21 protein-coding genes are annotated in these 18,675 nt (G+C 60.7%); 10 read left to right on the top strand and 11 right to left on the bottom strand.

The window, feature by feature from the left end; translation table 11 throughout:
- Positions 1-60: 60 nt before the first annotated feature.
- The 3 genes from IU367_RS03270 to IU367_RS03260 form a co-directional block, all read right to left on the bottom strand.
- Positions 61-741 carry an SDR family oxidoreductase gene (locus IU367_RS03270; protein ID WP_103472537.1) on the bottom strand — a complete coding sequence of 227 codons (681 nt, stop codon included), beginning with the start codon at positions 739-741 and terminating at the stop codon, positions 61-63.
- A 31-nt stretch (positions 742-772) separates the two neighbouring features.
- On the bottom strand, positions 773-1,402 hold the full coding sequence (locus IU367_RS03265) for a TIGR04219 family outer membrane beta-barrel protein (protein WP_042865656.1): 630 nt from the start codon (positions 1,400-1,402) through the stop codon (positions 773-775).
- A gap of 92 nt (positions 1,403-1,494) precedes the next feature.
- Entirely contained in the window at positions 1,495-1,935 is a 441-nt protein-coding gene (locus IU367_RS03260; RefSeq protein WP_103472538.1) for a copper chaperone PCu(A)C, read from the bottom strand.
- Positions 1,936-2,024: 89 nt separating this feature from the next.
- Between IU367_RS03260 and IU367_RS03255 the strand changes: the two genes are divergently transcribed.
- Positions 2,025-2,774: an enoyl-CoA hydratase-related protein gene (locus tag IU367_RS03255; protein WP_181003696.1), complete on the top strand. Its 750-nt coding sequence runs from the start codon at positions 2,025-2,027 to the stop codon at positions 2,772-2,774.
- A 3-nt stretch (positions 2,775-2,777) separates the two neighbouring features.
- On the opposite strand, the gene IU367_RS03250 is transcribed toward IU367_RS03255, so the two are convergent.
- Positions 2,778-3,206 carry a DUF2753 family protein gene (locus IU367_RS03250; RefSeq protein ID WP_043142368.1) on the bottom strand — a complete coding sequence of 143 codons (429 nt, stop codon included), beginning with the start codon at positions 3,204-3,206 and terminating at the stop codon, positions 2,778-2,780.
- A 302-nt stretch (positions 3,207-3,508) separates the two neighbouring features.
- Here IU367_RS03250 and IU367_RS03245 point away from each other — a divergent pair, with 302 nt between their 5' ends.
- The gene (locus IU367_RS03245) at positions 3,509-4,171 is read left to right on the top strand and encodes a CatB-related O-acetyltransferase (RefSeq protein ID WP_274453428.1); all 663 of its coding nucleotides are present in this window, start codon (positions 3,509-3,511) and stop codon (positions 4,169-4,171) included.
- A gap of 55 nt (positions 4,172-4,226) precedes the next feature.
- Here the strand turns inward: IU367_RS03245 and IU367_RS03240 are convergent, their stop codons facing one another.
- The gene (locus IU367_RS03240) at positions 4,227-4,934 is read right to left on the bottom strand and encodes a ParB-like protein (protein ID WP_274453427.1); all 708 of its coding nucleotides are present in this window, start codon (positions 4,932-4,934) and stop codon (positions 4,227-4,229) included.
- A 181-nt stretch (positions 4,935-5,115) separates the two neighbouring features.
- On the opposite strand from IU367_RS03240, the gene IU367_RS03235 reads away from it, so the two are divergent.
- Together IU367_RS03235 and IU367_RS03230 are read left to right on the top strand one after the other, a co-directional pair.
- A complete protein-coding gene (locus IU367_RS03235) occupies positions 5,116-6,720 on the top strand; it encodes a peptide ABC transporter substrate-binding protein (RefSeq protein ID WP_274453426.1) in 1,605 nt (534 codons plus the stop codon).
- Between the two features lie 112 nt (positions 6,721-6,832).
- Positions 6,833-7,132: a hypothetical protein gene (locus IU367_RS03230; protein ID WP_274453425.1), complete on the top strand. Its 300-nt coding sequence runs from the start codon at positions 6,833-6,835 to the stop codon at positions 7,130-7,132.
- 69 nt (positions 7,133-7,201) lie between these two features.
- On the opposite strand, the gene IU367_RS03225 is transcribed toward IU367_RS03230, so the two are convergent.
- The 5 genes from IU367_RS03225 to IU367_RS03205 form a co-directional block, all read right to left on the bottom strand.
- Positions 7,202-7,621: a DUF4426 domain-containing protein gene (locus tag IU367_RS03225; protein WP_043142382.1), complete on the bottom strand. Its 420-nt coding sequence runs from the start codon at positions 7,619-7,621 to the stop codon at positions 7,202-7,204.
- Between the two features lie 18 nt (positions 7,622-7,639).
- On the bottom strand, positions 7,640-7,939 hold the full coding sequence (gene yggU, locus IU367_RS03220) for a DUF167 family protein YggU (RefSeq protein WP_043554521.1): 300 nt from the start codon (positions 7,937-7,939) through the stop codon (positions 7,640-7,642).
- Entirely contained in the window at positions 7,939-8,490 is a 552-nt protein-coding gene (locus IU367_RS03215; RefSeq protein ID WP_043142388.1) for a YggT family protein, read from the bottom strand. The genes yggU and IU367_RS03215 overlap by 1 nt, the downstream gene beginning before the upstream one ends.
- 28 nt (positions 8,491-8,518) lie before the next feature.
- Complete coding sequence (gene proC / locus IU367_RS03210) at positions 8,519-9,343, bottom strand: pyrroline-5-carboxylate reductase (protein WP_274453424.1); 825 nt, start codon at positions 9,341-9,343, stop codon at positions 8,519-8,521.
- A 90-nt stretch (positions 9,344-9,433) separates the two neighbouring features.
- Positions 9,434-10,135 (bottom strand): YggS family pyridoxal phosphate-dependent enzyme, encoded by a 702-nt coding sequence (locus IU367_RS03205; RefSeq protein ID WP_043142394.1) that lies wholly within the window; start codon positions 10,133-10,135, stop codon positions 9,434-9,436.
- 39 nt (positions 10,136-10,174) lie between these two features.
- Between IU367_RS03205 and tapT the strand changes: the two genes are divergently transcribed.
- Genes tapT through yaaA form a run of 3 tightly spaced genes read left to right on the top strand, consistent with a single transcriptional unit; the run spans position 10,175 to position 13,152 of the window.
- Positions 10,175-11,209 carry a type IVa pilus ATPase TapT gene (gene tapT / locus IU367_RS03200; RefSeq protein WP_005320466.1) on the top strand — a complete coding sequence of 345 codons (1,035 nt, stop codon included), beginning with the start codon at positions 10,175-10,177 and terminating at the stop codon, positions 11,207-11,209.
- A 28-nt stretch (positions 11,210-11,237) separates the two neighbouring features.
- Positions 11,238-12,347, top strand: a complete 1,110-nt coding sequence (tapU, locus tag IU367_RS03195; RefSeq protein WP_103472547.1) for a type IVa pilus ATPase TapU — start codon at positions 11,238-11,240, stop codon at positions 12,345-12,347.
- Between the two features lie 31 nt (positions 12,348-12,378).
- Positions 12,379-13,152, top strand: a complete 774-nt coding sequence (yaaA, locus tag IU367_RS03190) for a peroxide stress protein YaaA (protein WP_241280716.1) — start codon at positions 12,379-12,381, stop codon at positions 13,150-13,152.
- 190 nt (positions 13,153-13,342) lie between these two features.
- On the opposite strand, the gene srmB is transcribed toward yaaA, so the two are convergent.
- Positions 13,343-14,566 carry an ATP-dependent RNA helicase SrmB gene (gene srmB, locus IU367_RS03185; protein ID WP_098982293.1) on the bottom strand — a complete coding sequence of 408 codons (1,224 nt, stop codon included), beginning with the start codon at positions 14,564-14,566 and terminating at the stop codon, positions 13,343-13,345.
- Positions 14,567-14,694: 128 nt separating this feature from the next.
- On the opposite strand from srmB, the gene IU367_RS03180 reads away from it, so the two are divergent.
- The 3 genes from IU367_RS03180 to brnQ (IU367_RS03170) all read left to right on the top strand — a co-directional run bounded on the left by IU367_RS03180 (position 14,695) and on the right by brnQ (IU367_RS03170) (position 18,627).
- Positions 14,695-15,405: a tRNA1(Val) (adenine(37)-N6)-methyltransferase gene (locus IU367_RS03180; protein ID WP_241280715.1), complete on the top strand. Its 711-nt coding sequence runs from the start codon at positions 14,695-14,697 to the stop codon at positions 15,403-15,405.
- Between the two features lie 190 nt (positions 15,406-15,595).
- Positions 15,596-16,903, top strand: a complete 1,308-nt coding sequence (gene brnQ, locus IU367_RS03175; RefSeq protein WP_274453423.1) for a branched-chain amino acid transport system II carrier protein — start codon at positions 15,596-15,598, stop codon at positions 16,901-16,903.
- A gap of 446 nt (positions 16,904-17,349) precedes the next feature.
- Positions 17,350-18,627, top strand: coding sequence for a branched-chain amino acid transport system II carrier protein (brnQ, locus tag IU367_RS03170; RefSeq protein ID WP_241326625.1), 1,278 nt, complete (start codon positions 17,350-17,352; stop codon positions 18,625-18,627).
- Positions 18,628-18,675: the final 48 nt, after the last annotated feature.

Below are 18,675 nucleotides of genomic sequence, written 5' to 3'. Positions count from 1 at the left end.
ATGGCGCGCTTTTTGTTTCTGCTTTCTCTGACGAGAGGAAGCGGATGGCAGGGCTCTGCCTCAGCCATTGCGACCGATAAAGAGATCGGTCACATGGCAGCTGCTTCTGGCCTCCAGCGCATCCAGCATGTAGGCCGCCGCATCTTCCGGGGTCATGAAGCCGCTCGGGTCCACGTGATCCGAGTTGTCCCAGAATTCGCTGCGGATCCCGCTCGGATAGAGGTTGACCAGCCGCAGGGGCGAGCTCTTGAGCTCGGCGCGCAAGGACTCCAGAAAGCCCCGCATGCCCCACTTGGAGGCGCAGTAGAGGCTCTCGTTGGCCTTGCCCACCTGAGCGGCGGAGGAGAGCACGTTGGCCAGCACCCCGCCCTTGTCGCCGATGAGTCGCACCGTCTGCTGGGCCACCAGAATGGTGGAGATGAGGTTGCTCTCTACCACCCGGCGGATCTGCTCGGCGGTGTAGACACCGACCGGGCCGAACTCACCCACCCCGGCGCAGTGCAGCACCAGCTCGGGCAAGCCGCCCCACTCCACCGCGGCGGCAAACGCCACGTCCACTTCCTCGTGGTGCGCCAGATCGGCGGCTATGCCGATCACCGCCTTGCCGAGCAGATCTTCCTGCTCCTGCAACTTCTGATAACGACGCCCCATCATGGATACCCGATGGCCGCGTTCAACCAGACCTATGGTCAGGGCGCGACCCAGACCGGATCCCGCCCCCGTCACTATGATGTGGCCCATTACCGCTCCTCGTCGTCAGCTGACGGTCAGATTAGAAAGTGAATTCGCCGCCGATGAACCAGCCATCAACCCGCTGATCAACGCGATCGAAGTCCATGCTCGCATCACGCCAGCCGGCACGCACCTTGAGGGGGACGGAAGCGAACTTGTAGGAGCCACCCAGACGGTAGTCATAGTTGTCGGCATCCTGTACGCGGGCATCGCCGAAGGCGGCAAAGCCGGTACCCGGGATGCGCACTTCGGCGCCGGTGTAAGCCATCAGCACATCCTTGTCATAGGAGTAGTGCTGGGTGTTGAAATCGCCATCATAACGACGACCGGTCAGACCCAGGTCGATCTGGAACAGGTCGTTGTTGAACAGGCGATAGTAGAGGCTCAGGTCGTAGGCCATCAGATCGTTGTTGAGGGCGCCGCCGCTGGTACCGAAATCGGACATCTCGAACTTGGCGTTGGGCAGCAGAATGATGCCGTGCTCCAGTTGCAGGTAGCCGCTCCAGTTGTAGTTCTCGTCATAGCTGCCGTTGGCCCCGACACCGTTGATCTGGCCGCTGCCCTGCGCGTTCCATACATCGGTACCGGCAGCGATACGCCAGTCATCAGCAGCCATGGCAGCCTGGCTGAACAGGGCCAGCACACAACCGGCAATCAAGGTCTTCTTCATCATGTCACTCTCTTATGGACTGGAAAGGCCATCATTTTACCCAGTGCGACGGGAATACACAGTGTAAAAAACTGAACAAGCGTCCATTAATGTCAGTGCTGCATGCCTGCCATGGGTTCAATTGGCTTCACTGGCAGGCTCAATTCCAGCGTCTGACCGTCATCCATGGTCAGGGTCAGCGGGAAGGGCGTGCCCTGGGACAGCTCGCGCACCTCGAACAGCATGATGTGGAAGCTGCCGGGTTTGAGCGCAACTTCCCCTTTTGCCGGCACTTCTATGCTCTCGACCTGGCGCATCTTCATGACCCCGTTCTCGTGCAGATGGGTGTGCAGCTCGGCCCGGCCCACCTCGGGCGAGGCGGCAGCGACCAGCTTCACCGGCGTGTCTGCGTCATTTTTGAGCACCAGAAAGGCGGCTGTGTTGGGAGAGCCAGGTGGCAGCAGACGCACATAGCCATCGACGGCCTCGATCTTGGCCAGAGCAGGCGCCGCCAGACCCAGGGCCAGCAGGGAATAAAACGCACGTTTAAACATGGTTGAAATCCTTTTATGATGTTGTTAAACGCCGTGAAGATTACCGCAGCGGTAAGCTTTTGACAGCCTGTGATAACAAGGATTTAGACATGGACCCCATTATCGTTGCCGAGCAGCAGTACGGTTTGCTCACCCTGACTCTCAATCGCCCCGACAAGCGCAACGCCCTCAATACCGAGATGTATCTCGCCCTCACCGCAGCACTACGCCAAGCGACACAAGATGACGCCGTGCATGTGTTGCTGATACAGGGTCAAAGCGATTGCTTCACCGCCGGCAATGATCTGGCCGACTTTATGGGCAAGAACACGCTGGAGGCGGACGACCCCATTTTGCAGTTCCTGCACACCCTGGCGGATTTTCCCAAACCCGTCATAGCCGCGGTCGCGGGCCCCGCTGTCGGCATAGGCACCACACTGCTGCTGCACTGCGATCTTGTCTATCTGGCGGACAACGCCCGGCTGCAACTGCCGTTCGTCGAGCTGGGACTGGTGCCGGAGTTTGCCTCCAGTCTGCTCTTGCCCCGCGCAGTGGGCCATCTGAAGGCGGCAGAGCTGTTGCTGCTGGCCGAGGCCATCGATGCCGGCGAGGCGCTGCGTCTAGGCCTCGCCAACCGGGTGGTGGCCGCCGATGCGCTGCTGGCACTGGCCCGTGAGCAGGGTTTGAAACTGGCAGCCAAACTGCCAAAGGCGCTACAGAAGAGCAAGGCCCTGCTCAAGCAGGAGCTCAAACAGGCGGTGCACTTCGTCATCGATCTGGAGGCGCGCGCCTTCTCCCTCGCCCTGCAGGGGGAAGAGGCGCAGCAGCGGATCGCGCAAAAGCTCAAGCCCAGAGGCTGATCCTCAGTTGAGGCGAAAACGGCCGATCAGCTCACAGCCCTGCACCTTGTCCTGCAGCTGGATCAATTTGGCGATCTCGGGATTGGGGTGACGCTTGAGAAAGGAGATGAGCGCCGCCCGGCAGCAACCCAGCTCACTGATGAGGGCTTCACATCCCAGGTTCGGGCACTGGGGCACCAGCGCAGTCACCAGCTCGGAGGCGAGCTTGAGGTAGCGCAGCTCATAAGCGGGCTCCTCCATGGCGCGCCAGAAGTCGGCAAGCCGATGGCAGGTGGCTACCCGCATGCTGGCCAGTTCGTCCAGATCTTCATCGGCCAGTTCGTACACTTCGGCAAGGGCCTGCTGATAGAGACAGATGGCGGTGCCGAGCGCCCCGGCCCCCAATGCGTTTTCGGCCTCCAGCATGTAGCGCTGCCAGACATGATTCGTCATGACGATCTCCCGAGTCTATGGGTGGGATACTTATCATGCCCAGTCGAGAATGAATATCAACCCGATGTTTTGTGCAGGTTTTAACCAAAAAAGCCTCGCCGGGTTGGCATAGCCCTCCTCATGCCTTACCATCCGGGTCCATCATCTGGCCCTACACCGTCAGGACACCGCCTTCATGTTGCGACCCCGCTTACCCCAGGATCTGGGCTGCTCGACCCTGTGCGTGCCCCGCCTGCTGGTCTGGATCTATTAGCTGTGCTCCTCGTGCCATTCATCCTGTCCATTCAACGAGGAACACAGCCATGACACCCTGCCAACACTGGTCGCAGGTCGAATACCTGCATCTGACGGTGACCAATCCCAACATCTGCCTCAAGGGGCGGCACAGCTACTACTCGGGGGCCTGGGACGGCCTGTTCGAGCAAGAGGCCGTGCGCTACCTCTATGGCGACAGCGTTAGCCGCAGCCCGGAGACCGGCTGGGAGCCGCTCTGGCACATAGACAGGCTCCACATAGGTGATTACGTGCAAATCGCCGCCGGCGTGAAGATCATCATGGGGGGCAACCACACCCACAACCCGGCCTTCATCAGCACCTATCCATTTGCCGATCTGGCTGCCCTCAAGCGCAGCTACCGCCCCGCCGGCGATACCCGTATCGGCAACGATGTCTGGATAGGAATGGACGCCATGATAATGCCGGGCGTGACTATCGGGGATGGCGCCATTATCGCCGCCCGCAGCCTGGTGACGCGGGACGTGCCGGCCTACTGCATGGTGGCAGGCACGCCAGCCAGGGTGATCCGCCAGCGCTTTGGCTCGGACGAGATTGCCCGGCTACAGGCGCTCGCCTGGTGGGACTGGCCCGATGAACAGGTACAAGCCCTGCTGCCGCTGATCCAGCAAGGCGAGGTGGCCCTGCTGGAACAAGCCGCCGCCCGCTGGCAACCGGCCGAGCAGGCGTGACGACACCGGAGCGGGGGGCCTGGCACCCCGCTCCGGTAACTGGTTTGGCGCTTGCTCAGCTGCCACTGCGCGACTGATTGACCCGGCACTGCTTGCCGGGATAGCCGGGCAGCCCCCCCGCCTTGCTGCTGCACGCCAGCCGCTTGGCCTGATAGAGACGATCCGCCAGATTGGCGCCGTCGACCGGCAACCAGTCCATCTGCTGGCCAAGCCAGCTGGCCCAGGCGAACTCGACGAAATAGACCTGATCCCGCTTGTCGACATAGCCCGCATCCTGCAGCAAGCCCGCCACGGTCCGGTAGGGGTAATCCGGCAGCTCGCCGATATGGGCGGGCAACTGCTCAGGGGTCAGCGGCAGCCCCTTCTCGTCCTTGAGCCAGGCCCAGTGATTGCCCTGCATCTGGCTCCAGAAGCTGGACTTGTCCTGCAGGCGGCCGATCACCTTGACCCTGGCCTGCTTCACCCCCGCCTGCCACAACGCCTTGGTGAGGTGATGCCTGTCCACCAGCCAGTAGCCGCCATCGGGGGCGATGACGATAGGGATCTCTTTCTTTTTCATCAACTTGTCGAGTTGCTTCGCACTTTTTCCTGCAAGCTCCGCCTGGGTATTGTCGACCTGGATCTGGCCGACTCCTCCCTGGGTCGGGTGCAGCTGATCTATGTTCACCTCGCACCAGCTGCCGACCGGACTCCCACGCTCACAAGGCGCCAGCGCCCAGGCGCCCTGACTGATGGCCAGGGCCAACAGGATCCATATTCTCATCGTTCACTCCTCTCCCCCTGACAACGGATCAGCGGGTCAACTAAGGTTCCATCGCGTCCCTGAAATCACGGGACTCATACTGGCGGTCTGACCAGCAAACGGGATATCATGATTTCCCGTCTGCCGGCGATCATTTCTCGCCGAGTTTTCTCCCCGCTTCACACTATTTGAAGGATCAACCATGAAAGGATGGAGTCCCTTGCTGGCCCTGCTGGGCTGTGCCTGTGTCCAGGCCGCCGATGTTCCGCCCGGCACTCAACTCGCTGCCGAACAGGCCGTCGTACGTCATCTGAAAGATGAACCGGCGAGCCTGAGCCCGCTCAAACTGGTCGGTCTGCCCGAACTGCAGGTATTGCGGGATCTCTACGAGGGGTTGCTGACCCAGGGGCCGGACGGCAAGGTGCTGCCTGGCGTCGCCGCCAGCTGGGACAACAAGGACAATCAGCAGTTTACCTTCCATCTGCGACCGGATGCGCGCTGGTCCAACGGTGACAAGGTCAAGGCCGCCGACTTCGTCTACGGCTGGCGCAAACTGGTTGATCCGAAAGAGGCCGCGACCTTCGCCTGGTTTGCCCAGCTGGCCCGCTTCGACAAGGTGGACGAGATAGTGGCCGGCAAGCTGGCCCCCAGCGAGCTTGGGGTCAATGCGCTCGACGAGCACACGCTGCAGGTGACCCTCTCCCAGCCTGTGCCCTATTTCCTGAGCCTGCTGACCCACCCCAGCCTGTCACCGCTGCATCAGGCCAGCATGGAGCAATATGGCAACCAGTGGACCCAGCCCGGCAAGCTGGTCGGCAACGGCGCCTTCGTGCTGAGCCACCGGGTGGTGAACGAGAAGCTGGAGCTGACTCCCAACCCCTATTACTGGGATCGCGCCCATACGGTGCTGACCAAGGTCACCTTCGTGCCCATCAACCAGGAAACTGCCGCCACCAACCGCTACCTGGCAGGGGATCTGCACATCACAGAGTCTTTCCCCAAGGAGCAGTATCACAAGCTGATGCAGCAGATCCCGGGTGAGGTCCATACTCCGGATCAACTCGGCACCTATTACTACGCCTTCAACACCCAACAGCCGCCGCTGAACGATGTGCGGGTGCGCAAGGCGCTCTCCTACACCATCGACCGCGGCCTCATCGCCGCCAAGGTGCTGGGCACGGGCGAGAAACCGGCCTATCACTTCACCCCGGACGTGGTGGCCGGTTTCGAGCCCAAGGCCAACCTGCTCTCCAGCAGCAGCCAGCAGGCGCTGGATGAGAAGGCCAAGGCGCTGCTCAAGGAGGCCGGTTACGGCCCGGGCAAGCCACTCAAGCTGACCCTGCTTTACAACACGGCGGAAATTCACAAGAAGATGGCGCTGGCCATCGCCAACCTCTGGAAGCAGAAACTGGGCGCCCAGGTCGAACTCACCAATCAGGAGTGGAAAACCTATCTCGACAGCCGCCAGAGCGGCCAGTTCGAGGTGATCCGCTCCTCCTGGGTGGCCGATTACAACGACCCCTCCGCCTTCCTCGGTCTGTGGGGCTCCCACCACAGCGGCAACATGGCCCGCTTCGCCAACGCCGGCTACGATGCCCTGCTGACCAAGGCGGCCAGCAGCCAGGATCCCCGCGAGCGGGCCCGGCTGTTCGATGAGGCCGAAACCATATTGCAGGATGAGGCGCCGATCGCTCCCATCTATCAGTACACCAACGCCCGGCTGATCAAGCCCTGGCTCAAGGGCTACCCCATCAACAACCCGGAAGACGTGGCCTACAGCCGCCAGCTCTACCTCATCAAGCACTGATCCTGCCCGGGGCTGGCCATGCCGGCCCCGCTTTCCCTCTGTTCATGCTCAGGTTTTCGGCCTAAAATGCCGCCCTTTCACTCTGTCCCCACCCTATCGTCGTCGGTTTGTTATGCGCTATGTATTGATGATCGCCCTGTTGATGACACTGCCCGCCCAGGCGGCCAGCGAGGCGCAGTGCCGTCAGGCATTCACGGACTGGATGCTGGCCCAGCAAAAACAGTTCAGCGATCGCAAGGCGAGCAAGATGGAACGGCGCAGCGCCGAGCGGGCCATCGATAAGGTGCGCGACGAGTTTGCCAGGCAGGAGAGCTTCTGCCAGACCATGGAGTGGGTGGAGCACAACCAGGATCAGGATCCGCGCTTCACCCCGCGTTCGGGCGAGATCCACGACTTCGCCCCGGCCAGCTGACGCCACCCCATGAAAAAAGCCCCGAACCTGAGTTCGGGGCTTCTTCATTCGGCAAGCAGGGCAACAACCTCAGTCGACGTAGAAGGTCTGCTGGAAGGTCAGCGTCTGTTGCTGCCCCTCCCCCATGATCTTCAGGGTGAACTGGTAGGTATCCTCGTTGCGATAGGGCAGCACCGCCAGATAGTAGATGGCGTCCCCCTCCCTGACCTCCTGGAAGGTCAGGGTACGCAGGGTGCCAGTGAGGTTCTTGGCCTCACCCGTGATACCCACCGCCTGCGCCACGCCCTGCTTGTTCTGTACGGCGATATTGATGATGCCGTTGTAGCGACTGCGCTCCAGACCGTAGGCCTTGGCCACGTCCGGGGTGAGGAAGCTGGAGTTGAAGGCGCTGTAGTGCACCTGCCAGGGGCCCAGCTCCTTCATCTGTTCCGCCCGCAGCGGCAAGGTCATCAGCAGTGCCAGCAGGCAGCTTATCCAGGCTGTTTTCATGGTGTCATCCTTCTCGTGTTAACCCTGAGTCTCCAGCAGGGCACTGATCTCGGCAGGGATCTGTCTGGGCGCCTCGATGGCAACCGTCTTGTGCCGCCCCAGCTCCCCGCGCACTATGCGAACCTGCCCCTTGGCCACCTTGAACTGCTTGGCCAGATACTTGATCAAGTGGCTGTTGGCCTGGCCATCCACCGGCGGCGCCGTGATGGCCACTTTCACTTCCTCACCGTGCAGTCCGACGATCTGATCCCGGCTCGCCTTGGGCTGGATCATCAGGTGCAATATCAGCTCATCCCCTTCCCGCAGGACGGCTGGCATCAAATCATCCACCACAGCTGGCCGAACAGATCACCCAACAGATAGTTTATGGCCTGCAGCCCGATAAAGGCGACCAGCACGGAGAGATCCAGCCCGCCCAGCGCCGGCAAAATGCGACGAATGGGGGCAAGGAAGGGCTCGGTCAGCTGGTGCATCACGTATTCGATGGGATTGCGACCCTGGCTGACCCAGCTCAGGATGGCGCGAACCAGCAGCACCCAGAAGATCATGGAGCCCGCTTTCTTCAGCACGGTCAGGGCGGCAAACAGGCTGAGGGTGAGCCAGTCGGCCAGCAGCACGTTCATGCTCTTGAGCAGCGCCAGCTTGGCGAAGGCGATGATCAACGCCAGCAGCACCGAGGCCATGTCCAGCCCGCCGAAGCCGGGAATGACCCGACGCAGCGGTATCACCAGCGGATTGGTCACCTTGACCACCATCTGGCTCATGGGGTTGTAGAAGTCGGCGCGGGCCCACTGCAGCCAGACGCGCAGCAGCACCACCATGAGGTAGATATCAAAAATCGTGTTAATCAGAAAATAAGCTGTGTTCATCTGAGCTCCAGCGGTAAGAGAAGAGTGTTCAGAAAAGAGTTTCCATCTCGGCGGCCCGTGCGACGGCCGCCTGCATGGCGTGAGCGGTCAGCGGCATCAGCCCCTGCGCCTGGAATGTCTTGATGGCCTCGGCGGTCGTGCCTCCCTTGCTGGTCACCTGCTCGCGCAGGGTTTGCAGCGACAAATCGGGATTTTGCTCCACCATGGCTGCGGCGCCAAGGGCGGTCTGCTGCACCAGCAGGCGCGCCTGCTCGGCCGAGAAGCCCATGGCCTGCGCCTCCTCGGCTATCGCCTGCATGAACAGGAAGAAGTAAGCCGGGGCACTGCCCGCCGCGGCTATGACCCCGTTGATGCCAGACTCCTGCGCCACCCAGAGGGTCTTGCCCACGGCCTGCATCATCTGCTCGGCGAAGTCGCGATCGGCCTGCTCAACCCCGGGGGGGGCATAGAGGCCTGTCATGCCCAATCCCAGCAAGGAGGGGGTGTTGGGCATGGTGCGGATGATGCGAGCGTGACCGCCCGCCATCTCGCCAAGGCGTGCCACCTTGATGCCGGCGGCGATGGAGATGAGCAGCTTGCCCGCCAGCGACCCCAGCTCATCGACCAGTGCGCTCAGCATGTCGGCCATCAACTGGGGCTTGACCGCCAGCACTATGACGTCAGCCTCGCGGGCCGCCTCGGCATTATGCTGGGTGATGCGGATGCCGTAGTCGCTCGCCAGCGCGTCCAGTTTGGGACGGCTGGGATTGGCGGCTATGATACGCTCGGCCGGATAACCCGCCTGGATCAGGCCGGCAATGATACTGCGGCTCATGTTGCCTGCGCCGATAAAGGCGAGGATTCTCTGCTGCATCAAACACTCCTGTTGCTGAAATAGCTGCTGATACCGGCACGGCCTGCGCCGATGAAGGCGAGGGTTCCATATTGCATCAGGTGGTCTTGCTTATGAATAGTCACGGGCACCGAAGATGGCGGTACCGACCCGCACCATGGTGCTGCCATGGGTGATCGCCAGCTCAAGATCCTCTGTCATGCCCATCGAGAGGGTATCGACACTCGGGTATTGTCGCGCAAGCTCGGTGAACAGAGTCTGCATGCGCACCATCTGGGCGGCCAATACCGCCTCGTCACTGGTATGTTCCGGGATGGCCATCAGCCCCCGCAATACCAGCCGTTCGCTGCGGGAGACCAGCTCGGCCAGCCGGAAAATCTCTTGCTCCGACGTTCCGGATTTGCTGCTCTCTCCGCTAATATTGATTTGCAGACAGACATTTAGCGGCGCCAACCCGGCAGGACGCTGGTTGTTGAGGCGCTCGATCAGCTTGTCTCTGTCCACGCTCTGTACCCAGTCGAACCGTTCGGCCACCAGCCTGGACTTGTTCGATTGCAGCGGGCCGATAAAGTGCCACTCTATGTCTGCACAGAGGGCCCGCTCGCGCAGTGTATCTATCTTGGTGGCCGCTTCCTGGGCATAGGACTCACCGAAGCGGCGCTGGCCAGCGGCATAGGCCTCGCAAATGGCCTCAAGTGGCTTGGTTTTACTGACCGCAAGCAGGTGGATGTGATCGACACAACGACCCGACTGGCTCGCGGCTTGTACAATACGCTCCTTTACCTGAAGCAGGTGCTGGGCAATCTGGCTCATATTTCGTTAGTGATCTTGTGATGGGAGAATGACAAATCTATGGATATCACAGAGTTATTGGCTTTCAGTGTAAAGCATAAAGCCTCGGATCTACACCTCTCGGCCGGGGTTCCCCCGATGATCCGGGTTGATGGCGAGGTTCGCAAGATCAATTTGCCCGCCCTGGAACACAGGGAAGTGCATGCCCTCATTTACGACATCATGAACGACCACCAGCGCAAGGAGCTGGAGGAAAACTTCGAGGTCGATTTCTCGTTCGAGGTGCCCAACCTGGCCCGCTTCCGGGTCAACGCCTTCCAACAATCGCGCGGTTCGGGCGCCGTGTTCCGTACCATCCCCAGCACTGTGCTGAGTCTGGAGGATCTCGATGCCCCCGAGATCTTTCGCAAGATCTCCGAATACCCCCGCGGCCTGGTGCTGGTGACAGGGCCGACCGGCTCGGGCAAATCGACCACCTTGGCGGCCATGGTCAACTACATCAACGAGAACTTCCACCACCACATACTCACCATCGAAGATCCCATCGAATTCGTGCACGAGAACAAGCGCTGTCTGGTGAACCAGCGGGAAGTACACAGGGATACCAAGAGCTTCAGCAACGCCCTGCGCTCGGCACTGCGGGAAGACCCGGACATCATACTGGTGGGGGAGATGCGCGATCTCGAGACCATACGCCTGGCCATGACGGCGGCCGAGACGGGTCACCTGGTGTTTGGTACCCTGCACACCTCGTCGGCGGCCAAGACCATAGACCGTATCATCGACGTCTTCCCCGGCGCGGAAAAAGACATGGTGCGATCCATGCTCTCCGAATCCCTGCGCGCCGTCATCTCTCAGACTCTGCTCAAGCGGATCGGCGGTGGCCGGGTGGCGGCGCACGAGATCATGATGGGCATACCCGCGGTGCGCAACCTCATCCGGGAAGACAAGATCGCCCAGCTCTACTCGGTGATCCAGACCGGGATGACCCACGGCATGCAGACCATGGATCAGAGCCTCAAGCAGCTGGTCAGCCGTGGCGTGGTGGCCTCCCTGGATGCCAAGGCCAAGGCGGTCGACCCCAATAGCGTTTAAGCACAACGAATCTAAGGAAGGAGTCGTTATGAGTCTGGATGCCCTGTTGACCGAACTGGTCGCACGCAAAGGTTCGGATCTGTTCATCACGGTCGGCACGCCCCCCACCCTCAAGGTGAACGGCCATCTGCAGTCCCTGGGGGGAGAGCCGCTCGACAAGAAGAGTGCCCTGACCCTGGTCAAGGAGACATTAAGCCAGGATCACTTCGAGCGTTACATCCGCACCAAGGAAGCCAACTACGCCATCCACCGCGAGGAGCTTGGCCGGTTTCGGGTCAGCGCCTTCTGGCAGCAGGATCTGCCGGGCATGGTGCTGCGCCGTATCGAGACCCGGATCCCGACCTTCGACGAGCTGACCCTGCCCCCCATCTTGCAGGAGGTGGCCATGGCCAAGCGCGGGCTTGTGCTGTTCGTCGGCGCCACAGGTGCGGGCAAGTCCACCACCCAGGCCGCCATGATAGGGTTTCGCAACCAGCACGCCGATGGCCATATCCTGACGGTGGAAGATCCTGTGGAGTTCGTGCACCAGCACGGCCGCAGCCTGATCACCCAGCGGGAGGTGGGGATAGACACGGAGTCGTTCGACGTGGCGCTGAAGAGCTCGTTGCGCCAGGCGCCGGACGTGATCCTCATCGGCGAAATCCGCAGCCAGGAGACCATGGAGTTTGCGCTGCAATTTGCCGAGACGGGTCACCTCTGTCTCGCCACCCTGCACGCCAACAATGCCAACCAGGCGCTGGATCGCATCCTCCACCTGGTACCGCAGGAGAAACACCGCCAGTTCCTGTTCGATCTCTCATTCAACCTGCGCGCCATCGTGGCCCAGCAATTGCTGCCGAGCGTGGACGGTCGCCGCCGTTTTGCGGCCTTCGAAGTGCTGCTCAACACCCCGCTCATCACCGACATCATCCGCAAGGGGGAGATGCACCGGCTCAAGGAGGTGATGACCAAGTCCACCGAGCTCGGCATGCAGACCTTCGATCAGGCGCTGTTCACCCTGTTCTGTGCCGGCCAAATTGGCTACAGTGAGGCCCTTGCCCATGCCGACTCGGCCAACGACCTGCGACTGCTGATCAAGCTGTCTGGCCGTGAACAGCTGGGTGCAGGCACACTCGACAACGTCACCCTGGATGAATGAGGGGCGTGTGTCACCGCTATAAAGGATCGTTATGCTGATTGTGGTTTCCCCGGCCAAGACGCTGGATTACGAGTCGCCTCTGGTGAGCTCCCGTTTCACCCAACCCGAATTGCTGGATCATTCGGCCGAGCTGATCACCCGGGCCCGCCAGCTGACGCCGGATCAGATCGCCAGCCTGATGAAGATCAGCGACAAGCTGGCCGGTCTCAACGCCGCCCGCTTCGCCCAGTGGCAACCCGACCTCCATCCAGGCAACGCCCGTCAGGCACTGCTGGCCTTCAAGGGGGATGTCTACACGGGTCTGGCGGTGGAGGATTTCAGCGAAGCGGACCTCGACTTCGCCCAAGGGCACCTGCGCATGCTATCCGGCCTCTACGGCGTGCTGCGCCCGCTCGATCTCATGATGCCGTATCGGCTGGAGATGGGGATCCGGCTCGATAACGCGCGTGGCAAGGATCTCTATCAGTTCTGGGGGGACATCATCACGGAGCGGCTCAACCAGGCGCTGGCGGCGCAGGGGGATGAGGTGCTGATCAACCTGGCCTCCGACGAGTATTTCAAGTCGGTACGACCCAAGCGCCTGCAAGGGCGGATCGTCACCCCAGTGTTCAAGGACGAGAAGAACGGCCAGTTCAAGATCATCAGCTTCTACGCCAAGAAGGCGCGCGGCATGATGGCCCGTCACATCATCAAGCACCGGCTGACCGAGGTGGAACAATTGACCGGCTTCAACGTCGATGGTTACTACTTCGTGCCAGAAGAGTCTGATACTCAGACCCTGATGTTTAAACGCGCCGAAAATTAATTACAGAAAGAGGGAACCAAATTCAGGATCCCCGGGTCTGAATACGTGAATCCTCTGTTGTAAGCACTTTTTATCAGCCGACGTCTATGCGTCGGCTTTTTTCTGCGCGCGATCCGCGAACACAGCCACATTCACCGCAGGCAGCAAGCAAAACGGCCATCCGAGGATGGCCGTTGCAGCAGGCATGAGCTTATTTCTTTTTCTTCTTGGCGCTCTTCTTCTTGCCATCCTTCGGCTTTTTCTTCTTCACCGGTACCCGCGCCTCTTTGTGCTTGGGACGCAGTTCGTCGATCACCCGACGCTTGAGACGCTCCTCGGTGTAACGCTCTATCTTGGCGACCATGCCCATGTCGTGGGCCTCCACCAGGCTTATGGCGCAGCCACGGTTGCCGGCGCGGCCGGTCCGACCGATACGGTGCACATAGACGTCTGTGCCATAAGGCATGTCGTAGTTGATGACATGGCTGACGTTGGGCAGATCGATGCCACGGGCGGCGACGTCGGTGGCGATGAGGAAGGGCACTTCTCCCGCATGGAACTTGCGGATCGATTCGATGCGCTTGCTCTGCTCCATCTCGCCCCGGATCCAGGCGCAGGAGACGCCGGCCGCCTGCAACTGGCCGGAAAGCTCAGCCAGCCGTTCACGGGTTCTGACGAAGACGATGGCCTTCTGGGTTTCCGGATCCTTGAGGATATGCACCAGCAGGGCCAGCTTGTGGGCGGCGTCATCGGCCAGATGCACCCACTGGGTGATGGGGCGACGCTCGCTGCGGGGCGGTTCGGCATGCAGCTCCACCGGCTCGTTGAGGATCTCGTTGGCAAACTTCTCGAGACCGGCCCCTTCCAGGGTGGCGGAGAACAGCATGGTGTGCTTGCGATAGCGCGCCTCGGCCACGATACGGTTCACGTCCTTGATAAAGCCCATGTCCAGCATGCGATCCGCTTCATCCAGCACCAGCACCTCGATGTCGTGGCTCTCGAACTCCTCTTTCTCTATGTACTCGAGCAGACGACCCGGGGTCGCCACCACTATGTCGGTGGTCTTGGTCAGGGCTGGCAGCTGCTCGTCGTGGCTGACGCCGCCGATGATGGTCTCGATGCTGAGGTTGGTGTGCACCGCCAGCGCCTTGGCGTGGGCGGTGACCTGCAGGGCCAGTTCGCGGGTCGGGGTCAGGATCAGCATGCGGCACGGGCCCGGCTTGCGGCGCGGGAAGTCCAGCAGATGTTGCAGGGCGGGCAGCAGGAAGGCAGCCGTCTTGCCGGTGCCGGTCGGAGCGGATGCCAGAATATCGCGGCCGTCCAGGGCTGGCTCCAGCACCATCTGCTGGATGGTGGTGGGGCGGGTGAATCCCATCTCGGCCAAGGCCCGGTTGAGGGCTGGATTCAGGTCGAAATCATCAAAGGACTGGCTCATGGCAATACTCGGTCATTAAGGAAACGGCAGATTATAGGCGATTATGTCGTCGGCTCCTATGGTGACTGTGGCTTAGTCGCTATAATCGCCGACCATTTTCTGTGTAGCCGGCATATGGTGGGGGTCAGATGGGACGAAATAGTGGTTTTACCTTCAAGCAGTTTCATGTCGAGCACGACCGCTGCGCCATGAAGGTGGGCACCGACGGCATACTGCTGGGCGCCTGGGCTCCGGTTGTCGACGCCCGCCGGGTGCTGGACATTGGCACAGGTAGCGGCCTGATCGCCCTGATGCTGGCCCAGCGCAGCCATGCCGACTGCCTCATCGACGGGGTGGAACTGGATATGGGGGCAGCGACGCAGGCGCGCGAGAACGCAGCGGCCTCCCCCTGGGCCTCACGGGTCAACATAGTGGAAAACGCCATCCAGGATTATCAGGCCCCTCCCTATGATCTCATCGTCTCCAACCCGCCCTATTTCGTGGCAGGCCAGTCATTCAGCGATCCGGCCAGGGCGCTGGCCCGCCATACGGGAGCACTCGGCAGCCGGGATCTGCTGGCTGCGTGCCACCGTTTGCTGAGCGCCACCGGACAGGTAGCCCTGGTGCTGCCAACCGCCATGGCCGATGAAATTTTAGGCATCTCGGCGGATTATGATCTGCATGGCGTTTGTTATACAGCTGTTATCACCAGGGCAGGTAAAGAGGCAAATCGTGTTTTATTGCTACTTGGCAGAGGATTAAGCAGGTGTGAGCAGGATGAGATTGTGATCCATTCTGCTGATGGAGACTATTCCAACAGATACATCCAACTGACCCACCCCTTCTATTTGAAGATGTAAATTTCGTCTTGAACTATTTTTTCACGCCATTATGCTGACTATCAAACGAGCGCCCGCTCCAGACCAGCTCAAACCACTGGTTATGATGAAAAAACAAGCGGGGCTCCTTTTTTTTACCCCTGAGAAATATTACTCAGAGATGAATAAAAACGATAACAAGCAATAGTTTACAAGACAGACGAGGTTGAACTTGACGAAATCACTCACATTATCCGATGTACTCGGATTGGGCTTCATGACCTTTGCCTTCTATCTGGGCGCCGGCAACATCATTTTCCCGCCGCTGGCCGGCTACATGGCTGGCGAGCACCTCTCCCTGGCCATGCTGGGCTTCCTGGTGACCGCCGTGGGTCTGCCCCTCATCACCATCCTCGCCGTCGCCAAGGCGGGCAATGGCTGGGCCGGCATGACCAAACTGCTGCCTGCCGGACTGGCAACCGCACTGGCGGTCGCCATCTACATCATCATAGGCCCGGCCTTCGCGGCTCCCCGAACCGGTCTGGTGGCCTACGAGATGGGCCTCAAGCCCTTCATTGGCGACATGGGTCAGGCCGGTCTGGCTGCCTACACAGTGATCTTCTTCGGGGTTGCCGTACTGGTCTCCATGAACCAGGGCAAGCTGATGGATGCCATCGGCAAGTACCTGACCCCGGTGTTGATGCTGCTGTTGCTGACCCTGGCCATCGGCGTCTTCGTCGCGCCGCAAGGTACAATGCCGGCCGCGTCCGGTGACTATCAGAACGGCCCCTTCGTGAAAGGGATCCTGGAAGGCTACAACACCATGGACACCCTGGCGTCCCTGATGTTTGGCGCCCTGATCGTCGATCTGCTGCGTCAGAAAGGCATTCACGACTATAAGAGCCAGTTCAAGTATCTGGCCATCGCCGGCGTCATCTCCGCCATCGGCCTGTCCGTGGTCTATGTCTCCCTGTTCCAGCTGGGCAACACGGCTGCCGGCATCGCCACCGACGTCAGCAATGGCGGTGCCATCGTCAACGCCTACGTGCTGAGCCTGTTCGGCCAGCCGGGTCAGTTCATTCTGGCGGCCATCATCACCCTGGCCTGCTTCACCACCGCCGTGGGCCTGATCTCCGCCTGCTCCGACTTCTTCCACAACCTCACGGGTGTGGCTTACAAGAAGCTGGTGCTGCTGCTGGGTGCCATCTGCGCCGTGGTCGCCAACGTGGGTCTGAGCCAGCTGATCAGCCTCTCCATTCCGGTGCTGGTCGCCATCTATCCGGTCGCCGTGGCCCTGGTGCTGGTTACCTTCCTAAAGGGTTACTTCGGTCGCCCGCGCCTGGTGTTCCGCTCCGTGTTGATGGTCGCCTTCCTGTTCGGTTGCCTGGACGGCCTGGGCGCCGCCGGCATGAAGATGGATGCCTTCGCCTTCCTGCCGCTGTTTGACAAGGGCCTCGCCTGGTTGCTGCCGACCCTGCTGGCCTGTGGCCTTGGCGTTGTGATGCGTTCCAGCGAGAAGCTGGCTGCCGAAGCCGCCTGATCCCGCTTCGCTATGCCTTCTGAAGAGCCTGCCTTGTGCAGGCTCTTTGTTTTTATGACGTTTGTCGCGACAAGCGGGGTTGTGTTGATCCTCTCCATCTGGCGATACAGCCAGAGTCACGAGCTTGCCTAAGAGTGCAGCCGGACAGGGTTCTGACCTTCCATATCACCATTGCCGCCAGCCGACTGGTATCAAACACCAAAATAAAGAATTGTTTCAAAATATTAATCTGAGATTGGCCAATCAAATTAGTTTGTTATGCTATTGATGGGTCATTCACTGCTGCATTTGAGGAAACGGTTCCGTTGGATCATTCCCATGGCAGCAAGCAGGCCCGGAATCTGCCCAGTCGCAGGTGAAAACAAGAGACAAAAAAATAGACATGGCAGATGAGGTTAGGTTTGACGAAATCACTTAAGTTGTCCGACATATTCGGACTGGGTTTTATGACGTTTGCCTTCTATCTGGGGGCAGGCAATATCATTTTTCCACCGCTGGCCGGCTTTATGGCCGGTGAGCATCTGATGGCTGCCATGGCAGGTTTCCTGCTGACGGCGGTGGGCCTGCCCCTGCTCACCCTGATTGCAGTGGCGAAGAGCTGTGCCGGGCAAGGTAGCGGTGGCTGGACGGCGATGACCCGCTATCTGCCTGCCGGAACGGCCACGGCGCTGGCCATCGCCATCTACATCATCATGGGGCCGGCCTTCGCCATTCCCCGCACCGGCCTGGTCGCCTACGAGATGGGACTCAAACCCTGGCTGGGTGCAGCCGGTCAGAGCGGCTTGCTGCTTTACACCTTGCCCTTCTTTGCCTTGGTGAGCCTGATAGCGCTGGATCGGGGCAAGCTGCTCGATGCCATCGGCAAATATCTGACACCGGCACTGATGGTGATGCTGCTGATCCTCGCACTCGGCGTATTCATTGCACCACAGGGCGGCATGCCGGAAGCCAGCGGCGAATATGTCGACACCCCCCTCATCAGAGGCATGCTGGAGGGGTACAACACCATGGATACCCTGGCGTCCCTGATGTTCGGCACCCTCATCATCGGCCTGTTGCGCCAGAAAGGAATCGAGGATTATCCGAGCCAGTTCAAGTACCTGACTATCGCCGGTCTCATCTCGGCGGTGGGCCTGTCGGCGGTCTACATCTCGCTCTTTCACCTCGGCAACAGTGCTGCCGGCGTGGCCGGCGATATCAGCAATGGCGGTGCCATCGTCAACGCCTATGTGTTGAGCCTGTTTGGCCTGCCGGGCCAGTTCATCCTGGCAGCCATCATTACCCTGGCCTGCTTTACCAGCGCAGTCGGCTTGCTGTGCGCCGGGGCCGACTATTTCCACGGGCTGACCGGCTGGGCATACCGCAAGTGGGTGCTGCTGCTGGGCAGCTTGTGTGCGCTGGTGGCCAACGTGGGTCTGAGCCAGCTCATCAGCCTCTCCATTCCGGTGCTGGTTGCCATCTATCCGGTCGCTGTAGCCCTGGTGCTGGTCACCTTCCTGAAGGGTTGCTTCGGTCGCCCGCGCCTGGTGTTCCGCGCCGTGCTGCTGGTCGCCTTCCTGTTCGGTTGCCTGGATGGCCTGGGCGCCGCCGGCATGAAGATGGATGCCTTTGCCTTCCTGCCGCTGTTTGACAAGGGCCTCGCCTGGTTGCTGCCGACCCTGCTGGCCTGTGGCCTTGGCATGGTGACGCGTTCCAGCGAGAAGCTGGCGGCCGAAGCCGCCTGACCCCTCTCAGACCAATAAAAAAGAGGCCAGCATATGCTGGCCTCTTTC

The sequence above is a fragment of the Aeromonas bestiarum genome, assembly GCF_028751155.1.
In the GTDB taxonomy this organism is placed as follows: domain Bacteria; phylum Pseudomonadota; class Gammaproteobacteria; order Enterobacterales; family Aeromonadaceae; genus Aeromonas; species Aeromonas bestiarum.
Note: the sequence above shows the minus strand (reverse complement) of the source record. Positions and strands in the feature narration are given on the sequence as shown.

Coding starts and splice junctions, on each gene's coding strand:
- IU367_RS03265 (WP_042865656.1), bottom strand. CDS start 1,402: ATGAAGAAGACCTTGATTGCCGGTTGTGTGCTGGCCCTGTTCAGCCAG.
- srmB (WP_098982293.1), bottom strand. CDS start 14,566: ATGAGCCAGTCCTTTGATGATTTCGACCTGAATCCAGCCCTCAACCGG.
- IU367_RS03260 (WP_103472538.1), bottom strand. CDS start 1,935: ATGTTTAAACGTGCGTTTTATTCCCTGCTGGCCCTGGGTCTGGCGGCG.
- IU367_RS03270 (WP_103472537.1), bottom strand. CDS start 741: ATGGGCCACATCATAGTGACGGGGGCGGGATCCGGTCTGGGTCGCGCC.
- IU367_RS03180 (WP_241280715.1), top strand. CDS start 14,695: ATGGGACGAAATAGTGGTTTTACCTTCAAGCAGTTTCATGTCGAGCAC.
- IU367_RS03255 (WP_181003696.1), top strand. CDS start 2,025: ATGGACCCCATTATCGTTGCCGAGCAGCAGTACGGTTTGCTCACCCTG.
- IU367_RS03230 (WP_274453425.1), top strand. CDS start 6,833: ATGCGCTATGTATTGATGATCGCCCTGTTGATGACACTGCCCGCCCAG.
- IU367_RS03240 (WP_274453427.1), bottom strand. CDS start 4,934: ATGAGAATATGGATCCTGTTGGCCCTGGCCATCAGTCAGGGCGCCTGG.
- IU367_RS03215 (WP_043142388.1), bottom strand. CDS start 8,490: ATGAACACAGCTTATTTTCTGATTAACACGATTTTTGATATCTACCTC.
- tapT (WP_005320466.1), top strand. CDS start 10,175: ATGGATATCACAGAGTTATTGGCTTTCAGTGTAAAGCATAAAGCCTCG.
- yggU (WP_043554521.1), bottom strand. CDS start 7,939: ATGCCAGCCGTCCTGCGGGAAGGGGATGAGCTGATATTGCACCTGATG.
- IU367_RS03245 (WP_274453428.1), top strand. CDS start 3,509: ATGACACCCTGCCAACACTGGTCGCAGGTCGAATACCTGCATCTGACG.
- IU367_RS03225 (WP_043142382.1), bottom strand. CDS start 7,621: ATGAAAACAGCCTGGATAAGCTGCCTGCTGGCACTGCTGATGACCTTG.
- yaaA (WP_241280716.1), top strand. CDS start 12,379: ATGCTGATTGTGGTTTCCCCGGCCAAGACGCTGGATTACGAGTCGCCT.
- IU367_RS03205 (WP_043142394.1), bottom strand. CDS start 10,135: ATGAGCCAGATTGCCCAGCACCTGCTTCAGGTAAAGGAGCGTATTGTA.
- proC (WP_274453424.1), bottom strand. CDS start 9,343: ATGCAGCAGAGAATCCTCGCCTTTATCGGCGCAGGCAACATGAGCCGC.
- tapU (WP_103472547.1), top strand. CDS start 11,238: ATGAGTCTGGATGCCCTGTTGACCGAACTGGTCGCACGCAAAGGTTCG.
- IU367_RS03250 (WP_043142368.1), bottom strand. CDS start 3,206: ATGACGAATCATGTCTGGCAGCGCTACATGCTGGAGGCCGAAAACGCA.
- IU367_RS03235 (WP_274453426.1), top strand. CDS start 5,116: ATGAAAGGATGGAGTCCCTTGCTGGCCCTGCTGGGCTGTGCCTGTGTC.
- brnQ (WP_241326625.1), top strand. CDS start 17,350: ATGACGTTTGCCTTCTATCTGGGGGCAGGCAATATCATTTTTCCACCG.